At 74.7% G+C, this 17,745-nt stretch carries 16 protein-coding genes; 9 read left to right on the plus strand and 7 right to left on the minus strand.

The window, feature by feature from the left end:
• The first annotated feature begins 63 nt into the window (after positions 1 to 63).
• Positions 64 to 684: a TetR/AcrR family transcriptional regulator gene (locus MMF93_RS26485; RefSeq protein ID WP_242755404.1), complete on the plus strand. Its 621-nt coding sequence runs from the start codon at positions 64 to 66 to the stop codon at positions 682 to 684.
• A 47-nt stretch (positions 685 to 731) separates the two neighbouring features.
• Here the strand turns inward: MMF93_RS26485 and MMF93_RS26490 are convergent, their stop codons facing one another.
• On the minus strand, positions 732 to 2,405 hold the full coding sequence (locus tag MMF93_RS26490; RefSeq protein ID WP_242755406.1) for an acyl-CoA dehydrogenase family protein: 1,674 nt from the start codon (positions 2,403 to 2,405) through the stop codon (positions 732 to 734).
• A gap of 141 nt (positions 2,406 to 2,546) precedes the next feature.
• Here MMF93_RS26490 and MMF93_RS26495 point away from each other — a divergent pair, with 141 nt between their 5' ends.
• The 4 genes from MMF93_RS26495 to MMF93_RS26510 all read left to right on the plus strand — a co-directional run bounded on the left by MMF93_RS26495 (position 2,547) and on the right by MMF93_RS26510 (position 8,197).
• Positions 2,547 to 3,617 carry a YihY/virulence factor BrkB family protein gene (locus tag MMF93_RS26495; protein ID WP_242757792.1) on the plus strand — a complete coding sequence of 357 codons (1,071 nt, stop codon included), beginning with the start codon at positions 2,547 to 2,549 and terminating at the stop codon, positions 3,615 to 3,617.
• 424 nt (positions 3,618 to 4,041) lie between these two features.
• Positions 4,042 to 5,205 carry a ribosome small subunit-dependent GTPase A gene (gene rsgA / locus MMF93_RS26500; protein ID WP_423835534.1) on the plus strand — a complete coding sequence of 388 codons (1,164 nt, stop codon included), beginning with the start codon at positions 4,042 to 4,044 and terminating at the stop codon, positions 5,203 to 5,205.
• Between the two features lie 97 nt (positions 5,206 to 5,302).
• Positions 5,303 to 6,922 (plus strand): AlkA N-terminal domain-containing protein, encoded by a 1,620-nt coding sequence (locus MMF93_RS26505; RefSeq protein WP_242755407.1) that lies wholly within the window; start codon positions 5,303 to 5,305, stop codon positions 6,920 to 6,922.
• 60 nt (positions 6,923 to 6,982) lie between these two features.
• Complete coding sequence (locus tag MMF93_RS26510; protein ID WP_242755408.1) at positions 6,983 to 8,197, plus strand: protein phosphatase 2C domain-containing protein; 1,215 nt, start codon at positions 6,983 to 6,985, stop codon at positions 8,195 to 8,197.
• Positions 8,198 to 8,498: 301 nt separating this feature from the next.
• Here the strand turns inward: MMF93_RS26510 and MMF93_RS26515 are convergent, their stop codons facing one another.
• The 5 genes from MMF93_RS26515 to MMF93_RS26535 form a co-directional block, all read right to left on the minus strand.
• Positions 8,499 to 9,263, minus strand: a complete 765-nt coding sequence (locus MMF93_RS26515) for a class I SAM-dependent methyltransferase (protein ID WP_242755409.1) — start codon at positions 9,261 to 9,263, stop codon at positions 8,499 to 8,501.
• 26 nt (positions 9,264 to 9,289) lie between these two features.
• Positions 9,290 to 9,811, minus strand: a complete 522-nt coding sequence (locus MMF93_RS26520; protein WP_242755410.1) for a MarR family winged helix-turn-helix transcriptional regulator — start codon at positions 9,809 to 9,811, stop codon at positions 9,290 to 9,292.
• Between the two features lie 344 nt (positions 9,812 to 10,155).
• Positions 10,156 to 10,317, minus strand: a complete 162-nt coding sequence (locus tag MMF93_RS26525) for a hypothetical protein (protein ID WP_242755411.1) — start codon at positions 10,315 to 10,317, stop codon at positions 10,156 to 10,158.
• 227 nt (positions 10,318 to 10,544) lie between these two features.
• Positions 10,545 to 11,702 (minus strand): DUF2637 domain-containing protein, encoded by a 1,158-nt coding sequence (locus tag MMF93_RS26530; protein ID WP_242755412.1) that lies wholly within the window; start codon positions 11,700 to 11,702, stop codon positions 10,545 to 10,547.
• Between the two features lie 218 nt (positions 11,703 to 11,920).
• Positions 11,921 to 12,772 carry a (2Fe-2S)-binding protein gene (locus tag MMF93_RS26535; RefSeq protein ID WP_242755413.1) on the minus strand — a complete coding sequence of 284 codons (852 nt, stop codon included), beginning with the start codon at positions 12,770 to 12,772 and terminating at the stop codon, positions 11,921 to 11,923.
• A gap of 130 nt (positions 12,773 to 12,902) precedes the next feature.
• Here MMF93_RS26535 and MMF93_RS26540 point away from each other — a divergent pair, with 130 nt between their 5' ends.
• Positions 12,903 to 13,763 (plus strand): GntR family transcriptional regulator, encoded by an 861-nt coding sequence (locus tag MMF93_RS26540; RefSeq protein ID WP_242755415.1) that lies wholly within the window; start codon positions 12,903 to 12,905, stop codon positions 13,761 to 13,763.
• Between the two features lie 78 nt (positions 13,764 to 13,841).
• Here the strand turns inward: MMF93_RS26540 and MMF93_RS26545 are convergent, their stop codons facing one another.
• On the minus strand, positions 13,842 to 14,678 hold the full coding sequence (locus MMF93_RS26545) for a hypothetical protein (protein WP_242755417.1): 837 nt from the start codon (positions 14,676 to 14,678) through the stop codon (positions 13,842 to 13,844).
• A gap of 251 nt (positions 14,679 to 14,929) precedes the next feature.
• Here MMF93_RS26545 and MMF93_RS26550 point away from each other — a divergent pair, with 251 nt between their 5' ends.
• The 3 genes from MMF93_RS26550 to MMF93_RS26560 are packed head-to-tail and all read left to right on the plus strand — an operon-like array spanning position 14,930 to position 17,743.
• Positions 14,930 to 15,316: a hypothetical protein gene (locus MMF93_RS26550; RefSeq protein WP_242755419.1), complete on the plus strand. Its 387-nt coding sequence runs from the start codon at positions 14,930 to 14,932 to the stop codon at positions 15,314 to 15,316.
• A complete protein-coding gene (locus MMF93_RS26555; protein WP_242755420.1) occupies positions 15,237 to 16,355 on the plus strand; it encodes a glycosyltransferase family 4 protein in 1,119 nt (372 codons plus the stop codon). Before MMF93_RS26550 ends, MMF93_RS26555 begins: the two co-directional genes overlap by 80 nt.
• Positions 16,349 to 17,743 (plus strand): sensor histidine kinase, encoded by a 1,395-nt coding sequence (locus MMF93_RS26560; RefSeq protein ID WP_242755421.1) that lies wholly within the window; start codon positions 16,349 to 16,351, stop codon positions 17,741 to 17,743. Before MMF93_RS26555 ends, MMF93_RS26560 begins: the two co-directional genes overlap by 7 nt.
• The last annotated feature ends 2 nt before the right edge of the window (positions 17,744 to 17,745 follow it).

Below are 17,745 nucleotides of genomic sequence, written 5' to 3' on the forward strand. Positions count from 1 at the left end.
TGGCGGGAATATAGCAACCGACCGATCGGAAGTTAAATGTGCCCGGGTGGCTACGATGGGCGCATGAGCCCACGCAAGTCCGTCGCCGAGGCGCGCAGAACGCGCGAGCGCATCATCGAGCGCAGTGTCGCCATCGGCTCCGTCGAGGGACTGGAGGGGCTGACCATCGGACGGCTGGCCACCGACCTGGGCATGAGCAAGGCCGGCGTCCTGGGGCACTTCGGCTCCAAGCAGGCGCTGCAACTCGCCGCCCTGCACGGCGCCTCCGAGCTGTTCACCCGGCTGGTGTGGGAGCCGGTCGCCGCACTGCGGCCCGGGCTGGTACGGCTGCGGGCCTGTAGCGAGGCGTGGATCCGCTACCTGGTCAGCGAGCGCACCGCCTTCCCCGGCGGCTGCCTGTTCACCGCCGCCTCCGTGGAGTTCGACGCGCGCGGCGGGCCCGTGCACGACACGGTGGCACGCTTCATGCTGCGCGGCAGACGGCTGCTCGTGAACGACCTGCGCATCGCCGTCGAGGCCCAGGAGCTGCCCGGCGACCTCGACCCCGAACAGCTCGCCTTCGAGATCCACGGCCTCTACATGGCGCTCAACCAGGAGCTCCAGCTCTTCGCGGACGCCACGGCGCCCGTCAGGACCCGCCGCGCCCTCGACCGCCTGCTGGGCCCCGTGCCGCCGCACGCCTGAACACCAACCTGCCGGACGCGGGCCGTCACGTCGCGGGCGGGCGCGGGTCAGCCCGCCACAGGCCGCGCCCGCTCCACGAGCGCCTCCAGGTCCGCGCCCGAGGGCAGGGTTCCGAACGCGGCACCCCAGTCGCCGCCCAGCCGGGAGGCGCAGAACGCGTCGGCGACCTCGGGCGGCGCGAAGCGCACCAGCAGCGAGCCCTGGAGGACCAGCGCCATCCGCTCCACCAGCCGCCGCGCCCTCGCCTCGATGCCCTCCAGGTCCGCGAGCCGGGTGAACACGTCCTTGACGGCCGCGTCGAGCCGGTGGTCGGCACCGTGCGCCCGGCCGATCTCGCCGAGAAAGGCGTCCAGCGACCCGGGCGAGCGCTGGAGCGCGCGCAGCACATCCAGCGCCTGCACGTTGCCCGAGCCCTCCCACAGCGAGTTGAGCGGCGACTCGCGCAGCAGGCCCGGCATCGGCGACTCCTCCACGTAGCCGTTGCCGCCCAGGCACTCCAGCGCCTCACCCGCCAGCGGCACACACCGCTTGGTCACCCAGTACTTCGCCGCCGGCAGGGCAAGCCGCAGGAACGCGCGCTCGGACCCGGCCCGCTCGCCGCCGCCCGCCACGGTGTCGTGCGCCGCCGCCAGCCGCAGCGCCAGCGCCGTGGCCGCCTCCGACTCCAGCGCCAGGTCCGCCAGCACGTTGCGCATCAGCGGCTGCTCCACGAGCGGCCTGCCGAACACCGAGCGGTGGACCGCGTGGTGGACGGCCTGCGCCACGGACTGGCGCATCAGCGCCGCCGAGCCCGTCACGCAGTCCAGCCGGGTGGCCGCCACCATCTCGAGGATGGTCGCCACCCCGCGCCCCTCCTCGCCCACGCGGCGCGCCCACGTCGTCCCGTCGAACTCGACCTCGCTGGAGGCGTTGGAGCGGTTGCCCAGCTTGTCCTTGAGCCGCTGGACGCGGAAGCCGTTGCGGGTGCCGTCCGGCAGCACGCGGGGCACCAGGAAGCAGGTCAGCCCCCCGGGAGCCTGCGCCAGCACCAGGAAGACGTCCGACATCGGCGCGGAACAGAACCACTTGTGGCCCAGCAGCGTGTACTCGGCGCCGTCCGCCCCCGCGCCGGTCAGCAAGGTGGCCTCCGTCGTGTTGGCCCGTACGTCGCTGCCGCCCTGCTTCTCCGTCATGCCCATCCCCGCGATGGCGCCCAGCTTGGCGCTCGCGGGACGGTCCAGCCCGTAGTCGTAGCGGTGGGAGGTCAGCAGCGGTTCCCACTCGGCGGCCAGCGCCGGATCCTGGCGCAGCGCCGGCACCGCCGCGTGCGTCATCGAGACCGGGCAGCCGTGCCCCGGCTCCACCTGCGACCACACCAGGAACGCGGCGCTGCGCCGCAGCTGCCCGTCGGGGCGCGAGAACGGGTCCGTCAGCCCCGCGCCCACCGCCCGCTCCATCAGCTGGTGCCAGGCCGGGTGGAAGTCCACCTCGTCGACGCGGTGCCCGAACCTGTCGTGGGTGCGCAGCACCGGAGGGTTCGCGTTGGCCTGCCTGCCCCACTCCTGTGCCTGCGCGGAACCGGCCGCCCTGCCCAGCTCGGACAGCTCGGCGCGTACCTCCTCGGCACGCTCGGGGGCCACGTGGCGGGCCACGCCCTCGGCGAGCGCGGAGTCGGCCGCGAAGACGTCGTAGTCGACCAGCGGCGAGGCCTGATTGGTCACGGTGTGAGTCGAGGGTGGCATGGCAGATACGTTAAAGACGTGCGTGCAGTCGAGGAAACCCCTGAGCAGACCGTCGCGGAAGGCCCGAAGTGGGCTCCGCGGCGCTCCCGCGGCCCGTTGCGGCGAGCGCGGGTCAAATACCGCGACGTCCCCAAACGGAGGATGGCGTGGCTGCTGCTCAAGGACACCGTGAACTCCTGCATGGAGTACCGCGTCCTCGGACTGGCGGCCGAGGCGGCGTTCTTCACCCTCATCTCGATCCCGCCGCTGCTGCTCGGGCTGATCGGCTCCCTCGGCTACCTCGACTGGATCGGCGCCGACACCGTCGACACGCTCCGCCAGAACACCCTCGACGCCTCCGCCACCGTGCTGTCCGACAAGGGCGTCGACCAGCTCGCCAGACCGCTGATCGACGACGTGATCAGGGGCGGAGGCCCCGACGTGATCTCCCTCGGCTTCGCGCTCGCCCTGTGGTCGGGCTCCCGTGCCGTGAACGTCTTCATCGACACCATCACCGTCATGTACGGGCTCGACGGGCGGCGCGGCATCGTCAGGACCCGGCTGCTCGCCTTCGGCCTCTACCTCGTCGCACTGGTGATCGGCGCGGTGGCCCTGCCGCTGATGGTGGCCGGACCCGACGCGGTACTGCGGCTCGCCCCGCAGGCCGAGGGGGTGGTCAGCGCCTTCTACTGGCCGGTCGTGCTGCTGCTGTCCATCGTCTTCCTCACGACGCTCTACCACGTGTCCGTACCGGTGCGCTCCCCCTGGCGCGAGGACGTCCCCGGCGCGCTGGTCGCGCTGGTCATGTGGGTGCTGTGCAGCTTCCTGCTGCGGTTGTACCTGACCAACACCGTCGAGGGACCCACCATCTACGGATCGCTCGCGGCGCCCGTGGCCGTGCTGCTGTGGATCGGCGTGTCCGCCTTCGCCGTGCTGGTGGGGGCCGCCGTCAACGCGGCCATCGACCACGTGTGGCCCTCGGTCGCGACCGCCGCGGCGCGGCGGGCCAACGAGCGGCGGCGGGAGGAGGCGGCCGCGGAGGTCGTCGCCGCCGTCGCCGCGCGCCGGCGCGCCGCAGGTGAGGACGAGCCGGGGGGCGAGGACGCCCCCGCCGAGTTCCCGGAGCGCTGGACGAAGTTCCTGCCACCTTCGGACGTGCGCGGGCGCCTGCTCCGGCCGCGTGCCCGTGACCACGACGAACGGGACGGGGCCCCCGACGACGACGGACGGTGAGGCACGGGCCGGCCGGCGGGTGCCGGTTCCGCCCCGCGCGGCCTCCGGGGGAAAGCCGGGCGGCACCGGCGTGCCAGGACGGCGGCGCTCCGGCGGAAGGCCAGGCGGCGCTCAGGCGGAAGGCCGGGCGGCGCTCAGGTGGAAGGCCAGGCGGCGCTCCGGTGGAAGGCCGGGCGGCCTCCGGTGGAAGCAGCCGGCCTCCGGTGAAAAAGCGGTGGCTTCCGCGGCAGGGCCGCGCTACATTCTCGGTGATCCGCGCGACGGCACCGGCCGTCGCCCGCACGGGACGAGAAACGGAGGTGTGACCGATGGCTGTCTCCCCACAGGGCGCTGCCCTCTTCCAGACCGTCACATCCACCTCCGTGGCCACCGGCTGACCGCGCTTCTCCGCGCGCCGGGGCCGCCCTTGTGAAGGGCCACACCCTTGTCCCACAGCACGAACACGTCTTCCTCTTCCGCTTCTCCTTCCGTGCAACTCGACTTCTCCCGCCTCGCCCCCTACGGCTGGGACGACGACTGGGCGGCCGCGTACGCCGACGCCGTGGCCGACGCACCCACCGCGGCCCCCGACCCCCTGCCCGGCAGGGTGGTGCGCGTCGACCGGGGCCAGTGCGACCTGGTCACCCCCGCCGGCACGCTGCGGGCCGACACCGAGTTCGTCGTCCCGCGCGACCCCATGAAAGTGGTCTGCACGGGCGACTGGGCCGTCGTCGACGCGGACGGGGCGCCGCCGTACGTGCGCACGCTGCTGCCGCGCCGCACGGCGTTCGCCCGCTCCACCTCCTCCAAGCGCTCCGAGGGCCAGGTGCTGGCCGCCAACGTCGACCACGCGCTGATCGCCGTGTCCCTCGGCGCCGGGCTGGACCTCGGCCGCATCGAGCGGTTCCTCTCGCTGGCCTGGAGCAGCGGCGCGTCTCCGGTGCTCGTCCTCACCAAGGCGGACCTCGTACCGGACACCGCCGCCCTCGCCCAGCTGACCGCCGACGCCGAGACCTCGGCGCCAGGGGTGCAGGTGCTGCCCGTCAGCGCGGAGACGGGGGAGGGCGTCGACGTGCTCGCCGCCGTTCTCGCCGGGGGCACCACCGCGCTGCTCGGCCAGTCGGGCGCGGGCAAGTCCACGCTGGCCAACGCGCTGCTCGGCCGGTCGGCGCAGACGGTGCAGACCATCCGCGACCGTGACGGCAAAGGACGGCACACCACGACGACCCGCAACCTGCTGCCGCTGCCCGCTGCCGGTGGGGGCGGCACTCTCATCGACACCCCCGGGCTGCGCGGCGTCGGCCTGTGGGACGCCGAGGAGGGGCTCGGACAAGCGTTCGCGGAGATCGAGGAACTGGCCGCCCGGTGCCGCTTCCACGACTGCGCACACGACGCGGAGCCCGGCTGCGCCGTCCTCGCCGCCGTCGAGGACGGCACACTGCCCGAGCGCCGGCTGGTCAGCTACCGCAAGCTGCTGCGCGAGAACGTGCGCCTGGCGGCCCGTACGGACGCCCGCCTGCGCGCCGAGCAGCGGCAGCTGTTCAAACAGCGGCAGGCACTGGGCCGCCACATGATGGAGCGCAAGCGCGGCCCGCGCCGCAAGCCGTGACCGGCGCACGGTAGCCGGGGAGCGCCCACCTCGGAGGGCGGGGCGGCGGGGACGGTCGGCAACCGTCCCCGCCGTCCCTCCGCCCGCCCCGACGGTCATGTCGCATTTCCGCTGGCTCGCGCGCGCGGCGCCCTCGCACACTGGAGGTGTGACCACAGACGAGAGCAGGTACGAGGCCGTCCGCAGCAGGGACGCGCGCTTCGACGGAGTGTTCTTCCTCGGCGTGCGCACCACCGGAATCTACTGCCGGCCGAGCTGCCCGGCGGTGACACCGAAGCGCGAGAACGTGCGGTTCTACCCGACCGCGGCGGCCGCCCAGGGCGCGGGCTTCCGCGCCTGCCGCAGGTGCCGTCCCGACGCGGTGCCGGGCTCCGCCGAGTGGAACGTGCGGGCCGACCTGGTGGGCCGCGCGATGCGGATGATCTCCGACGGCGTGGTCGACCGCGAGGGCGTCGCGGGCCTGGCGGCACGGCTGGGCTACAGCCCCCGCCAGGTGCAGCGGCAGCTGACCGCCGAGCTGGGCGCGGGACCCGTCGCCCTCGCGCGGGCGCAGCGCGCCCACACCGCGCGGGTGCTGCTCCAGACGACCGGACTGCCGGTCACCGAGATCGCCTTCGCCGCGGGCTTCGCGAGCGTGCGGCAGTTCAACGACACGGTGCGGGAGGTCTACGCCCGCACGCCCAGCGCCCTGCGCGCCGCCTCGGTGCGCGGCGGGCACGGGCCCGCGGGACGCCCCGCGGCGCGGGCGGGCACGGCACGGGCCGACACGGCACGGGCCGACACGGCACCGGACGGCGGGCCCGTCAGCGGGGTGACGCTGCGGCTGGCGTACCGGGGCGACTACGCCGCCGCGCAGATGTTCGGCTTCCTGGAGCGGCGCGCCGTACCCGGCGTCGAGGAGGTGCGCGGACAGCCCGGAGGCCGCACCTACCGGCGCACCCTCGACCTGCCGTACGGCACCGGCGTCGCGGAGGTCGACGAGAGCCCCGCGCGCGGCGGCGGCTGGCTCGCCTGCCGGCTGCACCTGGGAGACCTGCGCGACCTGACGACGGCCGTGCAGCGCATCCGGCGCCTGTTCGACCTCGACGCGGACCCGTTCGCGGTCACCGAGCACCTGAGCAGGTACGAGACGCTGGCGCCGCTGCTGGAGCGCACCCCGGGGCTGCGTTCGCCCGGCGCGGCCGACGCGCACGAACTGGCCGCGCGAGCGGTGCTGGGCCAGCAGGTCACGGTGGGCGCGGCCCGCACACTGACCGGCCGGCTCGTGCAGGCCTACGGCAAGCCGCTGGCGGCACCCAGCGGCGCGCTCACCCACCTCTTCCCTGAGCCCGGGGCGCTGGCCGAGGCGCCGCTGGGCGAGCTGGGCATGCCCGAGTCGCGCCGCCGCACCCTGCGTACCGTCGCCGCGGCACTGGCCGACGGCACCGTCGTCCTCGACCCGGGCGCCGACCGCGACGCGACCGAACGCGCCCTGCTCGCGCTGCCGGGGATCGGCCCCTGGACGGCGGGCTACATGCGGATGCGCGCCCTGGGCGACCCCGACGTGTTCCTGCCGGGCGACGTGGGCGTGCGGCACGGCCTCGCCCTGGCCGGGGCCGATCCGACGCAGGCCGACCACTGGCGGCCGTGGCGCTCGTACGCACTGCACCACCTGTGGCACGCGACCACGCAGGCCGGAGCAGACGGATCGTCGCAGCGCGCTCCCCGGGCCGCGTGAGGGCGAACGGAGTGGGCCGTACGGGCTTTTCGAGAGGCCCACGCGGGCAACAATGAGCCCATGGACGGCCAGGGGACACGCAACGGCGCGGGCAGCGGCCGCGACCGTGACTGGTGGGCCCGGCTGTACGACCCGTACACGCCCGACACGGGCCGTACCCGCGCCGGAGACAGCGTCGACGACCGCTTCGCCTCGGTCGCCCGCACGCTCGGCACCACCGAGGACGGCGGAGGGCCCACCACGGCGGGCGGGCGGGAGCCACCGGATGCCGCCGAGCGGCCGGGAAAGGCCGGCCTGCCGGGTGCGGGGGAGCCGTCGGGCATGGGGGAGTTGCCGGGCGCGGCCGAGCCGTCGGGCCCCGCGGCGCTGTTGCCGCGCGCCGACCCCGACGCGCCGGCCGAACTCGTGCCGGACACCGTGCTGGAGGAGGCGCGGCACGGACACACCACGCTGCGGGCGGTCTCCCTGCGGGGCGAGGCGGCCCGCGAGGCGGGAGAGCCGCGCGGGGACGCGCTGCTGGTGGCACGGTTCGGAGCGGGTGCGGACGCACTGGTGCTCGTGGTGGTCGCCACGGGTGCGCGCACGGGCGGCGCCAGTGGGCACCGCGCCGCGCGCGAGGCCTGCCACGCGCTCGCGGCCGCCGTCGGCCGCAGCGCCTCGCGGCTCGTGGAGGACCTGCGAGCCGACCGGCGCGACGCGCTCAGGCCCGGACTGCACCGGCTGACCGACCGCGCCCTGGGCAGGCTCCGCGCGCAGGCCGCCGCGTGGGGGCTGACACCCGCCCAGCACACGGCCGACGTGCGGTGCCTGCTGGTGCCCACCGACCCGCGCTGCCGCGCCCGGGTCTGCTTCGGCGCTGGAGAGGGCGGCCTGCTGAGGCTGCGAGACGGTACCTGGGACGACATCGAGCCGCGAGCCACACCGGTGCCACCGCCCGCGGCTCAGCCCGTGGCCGGCCCCGGGCGTGCTGCGGACGCGGCCGGTGCCGCCGCGGCCCGGGACGGCTTCACCGCCGCTGAGCCTCCCCCCTCCGCGCTCGCGGAGCCGTTCCGCTTCCGGGTGTGCGCGGCCGAGCCCGGCGACGCGCTGCTGCTGGCCTCCCCGGGGCTCGCCGAACCGCTGCGTGCCGAGCCGTCGTTCGCGGACCGGCTCGCCGCCCGCTCGCCGCGCACCGAAACGGGTCCAGCCGCCCTCGCGGCGCACCTCGCCGACCTCGGGCACCACGTCGCAGGGCACACGCGCGACCGCACGGGCGTTCTCCTCCGAGAGGACTGAGTGCGGCGCCGTAGGCGGGCGTGCGGGCCTGGGTCACGTGGTCAGGACGCTGTCCCGGGACGGCTGTCCGAGTCCGCTCGGCGACGCCATCGGCACTACAGCATCGCGGCTGCGGCCACCGTTGCCGGCGGGGCGTGATCAGCGAGTACGCGGTGCAGGTGGACCTGCCGTCACTCAACCGCAGCGTGCAGGCACTGGTCGCACTCCAGGTGCGACCGTGACGGCTTCCGCAGCTCGGTGGTCTTCCAACAGGGCCGGAAACCGGTCGTCCCGCCGTTGCCGAGGGCGAGCCGGAGTCTTGTCACTGCTTGACGGCGTGCAGCACGTACATGCCGCGAGGGCCGGCGGCGTGGCGTCGTACGTCGAGTCCGGCCGCGCGGCACTGGTCGGTGAGCCACTGGGGGGACAGGCGGAGCTTGGGGTAGCTGCTGGTCCTCAGCTCCCAGCCGTCGACGTGGCGGGTGTGGACCAGGTCGTGAACGAGGACGGTGTCCTTGTCCTGGTAGTCGAGGAAGCAGGTAAGGATCCGGTCACCGGTGCTGCGGACGGGGATGAACCGCTGTGGGCCGTGGAGTTCGTGGGTCAGGTCACGGTAGGTGGCCACGAAGCTTCCACCGGGGCGCAGCGCTTTGGCCACGTCCGTGATCAGTACCTGCACGTCCCGACTGCCGGGCAGGTGCGGAAGGGTGTCGCCCATGCACGCGACGGCGGCGAGGGAGCCCGGTGAAGCCAGACGGGGCAGGGCCCCGCGGATGTCCTGGCGCACGGTGCGGACGGCCTGGGTGTGCCCGGAGCGCGTGGCCAGTTCCGTGAGCTCCTCCAGGAGACGGGCGCTGGTGTCCACCGCCGTCACGGAAGCGAAACCGAGGGACGCGAGGGCGAGAGTCTGCGGGCCCGGACCGCAGCCGAGGTCCACCGCGGCGGCTCCCTCCCGCGCCGGAACTGCCAGCCCCAACTCACGGAAGAGGTCGGCTTGCGCCGCCGCCGCTTCCTCGATGTCTCCGCCGAGCATCCAGGTGTAGTGCTCGGCGAGCAGGCTCTCGTAATGATCGGCAGCGGTGGCCATACGGGTCCTTTCGTGAGACGGATCGGTCAGGTTGCGGAAGTTGGGCCTTTGTCCGTGTTCTGCAGCGCGGGAGCCCCGTGCACGGACGACTCGCCTGTCAGAACCCAGGCGGCGAGATCGAGGAGGTACACGTTCGCCCGAGCACTCTCCAAAGCGCCGCCGAGCGCGGCTCGATACGTCGGCGTCGCCGCCGCGTAACGCTGCCTGCCCGCCGGCGTAATGCTCGTGGTGACCGTCCGCCCGTCGCCGGACCCGGACGACCGCTCCGCAAGGCCCCGCTTCTCCAGCCGGCCGACCAGACGCGTCACCGTGCTGTCCTTGAGCCCGATCCGGTCGGCCAACTCCCCCATGCGCAGGGAGGAACCACTGTCCGTGCGACTCAGCGCACACAGCGCCCGGTAATCCGACAACGGCAAGCCGTGCTCATGCTGCAAGGCACCGTCCAACTGCTTCTCCACACGCCCCAGCAGCCGTACCGCCATGCACCATCGATCGTCCTGCGCATCGTCAGCAGGACGCGGCTCTCGGGAACTCGAGGACTCAGGCATCACGCCACTCTACTTGCTTGGCGAAGCAAGTACTAGAAGCGTACTGTGCCGCGACCTCCCCAACGACCCACACAGGGAGGCCCGGTGAGCCACGCAGAGGTGAACGGCGCCACGCTTCACTACGACGACTCCGGCCCGTGACCGGGCTGCCGGTTCTGCTGATCCACGGGCACCCCTTCAACCGCACGCTGTGGGCCCGCAGAGCGACACGCTGGCCGCGGCCGGTTACCGCGTCATCACCCCGGACCTGCGCGGACACGGCGACAGCGACGTCACGCCCGGCCGGGTGCGCCTTGCGACCTCGCAGACGACCTCATCAGCCTCTTGGACCTGCTCGCCCTCGATCAGGCCGTGGTCGGCGGCGTCTCGATGGGCGGCCAGATCGCCAGCCGGGCGATGCCTGCGTCCCAGGAGACGGCCTCCACGAAGACCTCACGGGGGGGCGCCGCGACCCCGGTGCGCTGCCTGGCGGCCTTTGCTTGCACCGGTGTCCGGCGCCCGGCCACGGCCGGCTCCTCGATGTTGATGCCGGATCTCCTCCGGCCGCGCGACGGTCTCGCACGGAGTCCGCCACAGCGCCGTCTGCCCGCAGGTGCACTCCGCGCGGCGCGATCAGCCGGTCGACCGCCTTCTTCGAGCGGGCCGGCATCTCGGAGACCGCTGGGTCCTCCGCTCCACCAGGCCGAAACCACCGGGACGGCGCAGCCGCGCTCATCGCACCAGCCCAGCCACGTCAACCGAACTGGCGCTCGATCTCGGCCAGTTTCTCCTCCAGGGTGTCCAGCCGCGGGCTCGCGGCGTTGCTCTTCTCGTCCCGCCCCGGGCCACCGGACCCCTGGTCGCCCTCGGAGCCCTCCCCACGCCGCCGCGCGGCGCCGCCGCCGTCGTCCACGACGGCCTGCAGCGCGGGCCTGCCGCGCGACGCGGGCGCTGCCTGGGACTCGGCTGCGGGCAGTTGGTTCGCTCCCGCAGCGTCGGAGCCCGGCTCGCCCGCACCGGCGGCGGGAACGGGGCTCCCGATCTCGACGTCCACACGGCGTGAGCTGTCCGCGCGGCCCCTGCTCCACAGCCGGTGCTGCCGGTTGATGGCCTTGACCCGCGCCCGGTCCAGACGCTCCTGGTCCTTGCGGCGCAGCCGCTCCTGCTCGCGCTGCTTGCGGTCGTCGCGCACCTCGTCGACGGCCTCGTCCAGCGTCCGCACGCCCTCCAGCAGCATCAGCGACCAGGCGCCGAACGTCTCGCGCGGTGCGCGCAGCCAGCGCACGATGCGGATCTGCGGCAGCGGGCGCGGTACCAGGCCCTGGTCCCGCAGCGCGGCGCGGCGCGTCTGCTTGAGCGCCCGGTCGAACAGGATCGCCGCCGACAGCGACATCCCCGCGAAGAACTGGGGTGCCCCGTCGTGTCCGAGGCCGCGCGGCGCGTGCACCCAGTTGAACCACGCCGCGGCCCCCGCGAAGATCCACACCAGCAGCCGGGAGCCCAGCGAGGCGTCCCCGTGGCTGGCCTCGCGCACGGCGATCACGGCGGAGAACATCGCCGCGCCGTCCAGCCCGAACGGCACCAGGTACTCCCAGCCCCCGCTCAGCCCCAGGTTCTGCCGACCGAAGCCGACGAGCCCGTGGAAGGAGAGCGCGGCGGCGACGGCGGCGCAGCAGAACAGCAGCAGGTAGGCGGCGGTGGCGTAGAGGGTCTCCTTGCGGCGCCGCCGCTCCTGCGCGCGTTCCCAGGAGTCGGGCGCCGGCTGCTGTTCTGAGGCGGTGGCCGTGGTGTCCCCTTCGGTGGTGGAGCTGTGGCGGCGCGAGCGCGCCCTCACGAGCACCGCGGTCAGAGTGCCGACGAGCAGCACGGCGCTCGGCAGCGCCCAGTTCAGCGATATGTCGGTCAGTCTCATCGGGTGTGCCCCTTGCCGCGCGGTGCCGGGGCGCACGGGGGTGTCTGCCGGGTGGGGCGGAGGGTCCGTGCGCGGGGCGGTGCCGCGCTCGCGCTCTGGCTTTCTTCGTGTCGCCGAGCATCTTTACGGCAGCGCGCCACCCCGCAGGGGGGTTTCGGGGCAAGTGAACGCGAAAAGGGGGCGGCGGTGGCCTGCCGGGGCGTCCGGGTTCGAATCCTCTACGGAGTCGCGGTCATCCGTTCGACACGTTCCGCGTCACAGGTGCGCGGGCACGTGACGCAGGTGTCCTGGGGGCGCAGGGTGTAGAAGAGACAGCAGCTCGCCCGGTCGCGGGTGGTCAGCTCCTGCCCCCCGGGACCCGTCAGCCTGCGGAAACCGGCCCCCTGGGCGAACGGCTTCAGCGAGCCGGGCAGCAGCAGTTCGGCCTCCGCCATGGCGCGCGGTTCCTCGCCCAGCAGGTGCCCCAGATACCACAGGCCCTCGGTGACCTCGTCCGTCGCCATGCCCCACAGGGCGCGTGCGCCGCGCCGCATCCTGGGCCTGAAGCCCTCCAGCACGGGTGCCAGGTGGTCGGCGACCGCGCCGCGCACCTCGGCGCGCAGCGCCTCCTCATCGGGCACCACCCGGGCGCCCGGTGCCGCCGCGGCCGGATCGTCGGGCAGACAGGCGAACTCCTCGACGCGGACGGCCAGCCGTCCCAGCGAGCGCTGGAACGCCACCGCCTCCACCGGCACCCGCGGCACCCGCCGCTGGAGGAACCACGGAATCGTCACCAGCAGGCAGACGGGCCAGGCGTAACGGTGCAGTCCGAAGCTGGCGATCACGTCGGGGCGGCCCGGCCGCCCGTAGTCCCGCACGATCTGCTCCGCGTCCCAGGCCAGGAACGACTCCAGGGCCTGCCCCCCGGCGGCCAGCTCGCTCGCCCGTACCCAGCCGGGGCCCTCGGGAAGGGATTCACGAGCCGTGGTCTCGGTCACACCCAGCGACGGGAACACCTCGGCGAGCCGCGCGTACGCCGCCTGGAAAGGCGAGACGTCAGGGGCTACACGGGCGAGGGTGGGCACAGCCATGGGGACCACCGATTCGACGATCGTCAGCAGGTAAGCCTTACCTTAACTGATTGTCCCCGAGGTGTGATCTCCTGTCGCGTCGGCCTATGGTGCTGCGCAGTGTTCCGGAGGGCACAGCCGGAGGAGAACGATGGAGCAGAGCCGAACCAGGGCACCCGGCGTGCCGGCCGCCGGCCGGCCGACGCGGCTCACCACGCAGGGCGTCACCGCCCGCGCCCCCGCGGATCCCGCGCCGCGGGGACAGACGACCGGCCCCCCACGCCGGGGACGGCCTGCCCCGGGCCCAGCCCCGCAGCCGTGGTTCGCCACCGGCTCCGCTGCGCAGCCGCGGTCCGCTCGTGGTGAGCACACCCACAGCGAGCCCTCCGCGCCGCGAGTGGTCCCGCAGCGGCACTCGGTGCGGGACCAGATACTGCAGGCCCTCAGGGCGGCCCTGCTCTCCGGGGAACTCGCCCCCGGAGAGGTCTACTCGGCGCCCGCGCTCGCCGAACGCTTCGGCGTCTCCCCGACACCCGTGCGCGAGGCCATGCAGGTGCTGGTGAGCGAGGGCTGTGTCGCCACGGTGCCCAACCGGGGTTTCCGCGTCGCCCGGCACAACCCGCGCGACCTGGCCGAACTCCACGAGATCCGGGCGCTGCTGGAGGTGCCCGTCGTGCTGACCCTCGCGCGGACGCAGCCCGCGGAGCGCTGGGAGGAGCTGCGCCCTCTCGCCGAGGACACCCTCCAGGCGGCGGTGTGCGGCGACCGCGGCGCCTACGCCGAGACCGACCGCGCCTTCCACCGCTCCCTGTTGGAACTCGCCGGTAACGCGCAGCTGGTCGCCCTCGCCGAGGACGTCAGACGGCGCGCCTCCCTGTCATCCTCGCGGCAGGCACCGACGCGCCGCACCACCGACCTGCTCGCCGAGGCCGCCGACCACCTCGCCCTCCTCGACGCCCTGAGCGACCAGGACCTCCCCACGGTGGAACGCCTGGTCCGCGACCACGCCTGAGCCCACCCCGAAGGCGCGCGGGAAACCGCTCCCCCCGGGGGTACCTCCCGGCCGGAGGGCAGCCCCGCGGCAGAAGCGCTAACCGTTCGACCCCGGCTCCGTCTCGGTCCCGGTCTCCGCCTCGGGGAGTTGGCTGGTCAGCCAGGTGGGGACGCCGCCCAGCAGGCGGTGGAGCCGGCCGGCCTCCTCCCGCAGGCGGGTCGCGTCCGGCTCGGGCTCGACGTCCGCCAGCGAGACGAGAGCCGGTGCCATGCCGACGAGGAACCCCAGCTCCTCGCGCAGCCGCAGCGACTCGGCGAAGCCGTGCCGCGCCTCGGCCAGTTCGCCCTCGCGTGCCGCGATCCCCGCCAGGTGCCGGAAGGTGGACGAGCACAGCAGGCCGTCGCCGCGCGAGGTGGCCCCCGCGTGCGCCCTGCGGTAGGCGGCGCGCGCCGCCTCGGGGGTCTCACTCAGGTTCTCGGCCAACAGCCCGCGCCGGTAGTCCAGCAGCGCTCGTCCTGGGGCGCCCGGCTCCAGCAGCGCGGCCGCCCTGCCGAGGGCGGCCCTGGCCTCGTCCGTACGGTCGCGTACGCCCAGCACGGTTGCCGCGTAGGCGAGTTGTCCGCGCTCGCAGGCGGCGGCTCCGCGGTCGTCGTCCACCTGGGCGGCGGCCTCGGCGACCCGCAGCGCGTCCTCGGCCGGCGCCCAGCCTTCGCCGGTGTACATGCACCGTTCCACGAGCAGCGCGGCCCGGCCCACCGCGGCCTGCGGCAGCTCGTGGGCGTACGGCTCCAGCAGGGCCGCCGCGTCTTCCCAGCAGCCGCGTGAACGCAGCCGCCACACCGCCCGGCCCAGCGGGCTGTCAGGCCCCGTGGACGGCGGCTGCGGCCCGCCGTCCGAGGGGTTCGCGGGATCCAGCCGTGCCGAACGTGACATGGCGGTGTCCGCCACAGTGCCCTCCCCAAGCGCGCCGTCGAGCCGGATGTGACCGCATCTCAGCACGCCGTGCCCCGCCCGGCCAAGGGGCTGGTGTGAATCAGTTCACAAAGTTTTACCGGAGGGGCTCTTCTGCCAACTGCCGTCGGGCGCGCTGCCGCACGGGGCGGCTGAGGGGGTAGGGCCTGCCCTACCCCAGGTCGGCACCTGGGTGCAGTGAACCGTGCGGCGGCGCGCGGTTCGCTGAGTACGTGAATCCGCACACCGCACACCGCACACCGCACACCGCACGGCGCGCCCGGCTCGCCGCCTCCGCCCTGTGCGCCGTCTCGGCCGTGCACGCGGCGGTCACGGCGGCCGCGACCGCGCTGGAACCCCGCCGGGTGTGGGGCGTGTACGCGGCACTCGCCTACACGGCACTCGCCCTCGTCCTCGCCCTCTGGGCGCACTGGAGGAAGCCCGATGCACCGCCGCACGCCGCCACCCTCACCGCCACCGTCACCGTCATCCACGGGTTCTCGCCGTCGGCCGGGGGAGGGGAGTGGGCGCACCCTGGTGGTGACCAACGACTTCCCGCCCCGCCTGGGCGGGATCGAGAGGTTCGTGCACGAGATCGCGCGCCGCTTCCCGCCCGGTGAGGTCGTGGTCTACACCGCCGCACAGCACGGCGGTGACGCCTTCGACGCGGCGCAGCCCTTTCCGGTGGTCAGGGACCGGGCCCGCACCCTGCTCCCCACCCCGCGGGTGGCCCGCACCGCCCGGGCGCTGGCCTTCCGGTACGGCTGCGACCGCGTGTGGTTCGGCGCCGCCGCCCCGCTCGGGCTGCTGGCCGCACGCCTCGCGCTGCCCTCGGTGGCGACGACGCACGGACACGAGGCGGGGTGGGCGGCTCTCCCCGGAGCGCGGCACGCGCTGGCGCGCATCGCGGGCAACGCCGACATCGTCACCTACCTGACCGCCCACGCACGCCGGCGCATGGCGGGCGCGCTCGGCCCCCGTGCGCGCACGGCACGGCTGGTGCCCGGGGTGGACACCGCGCTCTTCCGTCCGGCCGGGCCCGAGGAGCGCCTGCGGGCGCGGCGCGAGTTGGGCCTGGGGGAGGGCCCGCTGGTGCTCAGCGTCTCGCGCCTCGTCCCGCGCAAGGGCCAGGACGTGCTGCTGCGTGCCCTGCCGCTGCTGCGCGCCTCGGTACCCGGGGCCACCCTGGTCATCGTCGGCTCGGGGCCCCACGAGCGGGCGCTGCGGCGCCTGGCCCGCCGGCTGCCCGCCACCTGCCGTGACGCGGTGGTCTTCGCGGGCGCCCGCGAGCACGGCGCCCTGCCTCCCTACTACGCGGCAGCAGACGTCTTCGCGATGCCGTGCCGCACGCGGCGCCTGGGCCTGGAGTCCGAGGGGCTCGGCATCGTCTACCTGGAGGCCGCCGCCGCCGGACTCCCCGTGCTCGCCGGGGACTCCGGCGGTGCGCCCGAAGCGGTCGAGGACGGTGTGACCGGCTACGTCGTGGACGGCGGCGACGCAGCCGCCGTCGCCGAGCGGCTGACCGGGCTGCTCACCGATCCGGCCGCCCGCGCCCTGATGGGTGCGCGGGGGCGGGCCCGGGCCGAGGCGGAGTGGAGCTGGGAGGCCTCGGCGGGGCAGTTGCGCACGCTGCTGTCCCGTACCGTCAAGGCGTGGTGAGCGGGAGGGCGGCGGGGGAAGCGCGCAGCGGCAGCGGTGCGGCGAAAGGCGCAGGGGGCGGGGTCTGGCAGGCGCTGGGGGCGGGGCCGCGGGCCTTCCTCTGTTCCGCCTGGCCCCTGCGGGCGCTGGGCTATCTGCTGGCGGGCGGAGTGCTGGGCGTCGGCTGGTTCTTCCTCGCCCTGGCGCTGGCCGTCGCCGGCGTCCTGCTGCTGCCCGTCGGCGTCGGGGCGGTCGCGCTGGCGTGCGTACCCGTCTCGGCCGCCGGACTGGCCGCGCTGGAGCGCCGGCGCCTGCGGTGGCTCCAGCCCGGGGCCGTACCCTCACCGCACGAGAGCGGCGACGCGGAGGGGGCCGAGCCGCACGGCGGGCCGGTGCGGCGCGTACTGCGCCGCCTGCGGCGGCGTACCGCGGCGCCCGCCACCTGGATCGAGTTCGGGTTCGCGCTGCCCCACGCGGTGCTGTCACTGGTGGATCTGTTCGTGGTGGTGGCGGGGATCGGCCTGGTCGTCAGCCAGCCGCTCGCCCTGCTGCTGGTCGGCAACGGTGAACAGGTCATGTACGGGGAGCACGTCGTGCTGACCGAGCCGGGGCAGGTGGTGCCGTGGCTGCTGCTGACCCCCGTCTTCGCGGTGTTCGTCTCGTACGTGTGGGCCGGCCTCGCCGGAGTGCGGGCCGCGCTCGCGCGCGCCGTGCTGGTGGGGCCGCGCCGGGAGAGGGAACTGGACGCCAGGCTGACCGAGGTGACCGCCTCGCGGGCCCGGCTGGCCGACGCCTTCGCGCTGGAGCGCCGCCGCATCGAACGCGACCTGCACGACGGCGCGCAACAGCGCCTCACCGGGCTGATCATGACGCTCGGCCTGGCCAAGCTGGACGCCGACCCCGCGCTCGTCGCCGACGCGCAGGACGAGGCCCGCGCCGTCCTGGCCGAACTGCGCGAACTCGTCCACGGCATGCACCCCTCCGTGCTGACCGACCGCGGTCTTGGCGCCGCGATCGAGGCGCTGGCCGAGCGCTCGCCCGTGCCTGTCGAGGTGGACGTGCGCCCGGGCGCGGGGCGGCCGGAGGACGCGGTGGAGGCCGCCGCCTACTTCGCCGTCGCCGAGGCGCTGGCCAACGTGGCGAAACACAGCGGCGCCTCGCGCGCGACCGTCACCGTGCGGGCGGGGAGCGCGCTGGTGGTGGAGGTCCACGACGACGGCAGAGGCGGCGCGGACCCGCGGCACGGCACGGGCCTGACCGGACTGGCCGACCGGCTCGCCGTGCACGAGGGCAGATTGAGCCTCTCCAGCCCCGCGGGCGGGCCGACCCTCCTGCGGATGGAACTGCCCTGCCGGCCGGGCCGCGCAGAAGAGGGGCACGAGGCCACCGGGAACAAGCGGTGCGGGTAAGA

It is taken from the genome of Streptomyces tubbatahanensis (assembly GCF_022699385.1).
GTDB lineage: Bacteria > Actinomycetota > Actinomycetes > Streptomycetales > Streptomycetaceae > Streptomyces > Streptomyces diacarni.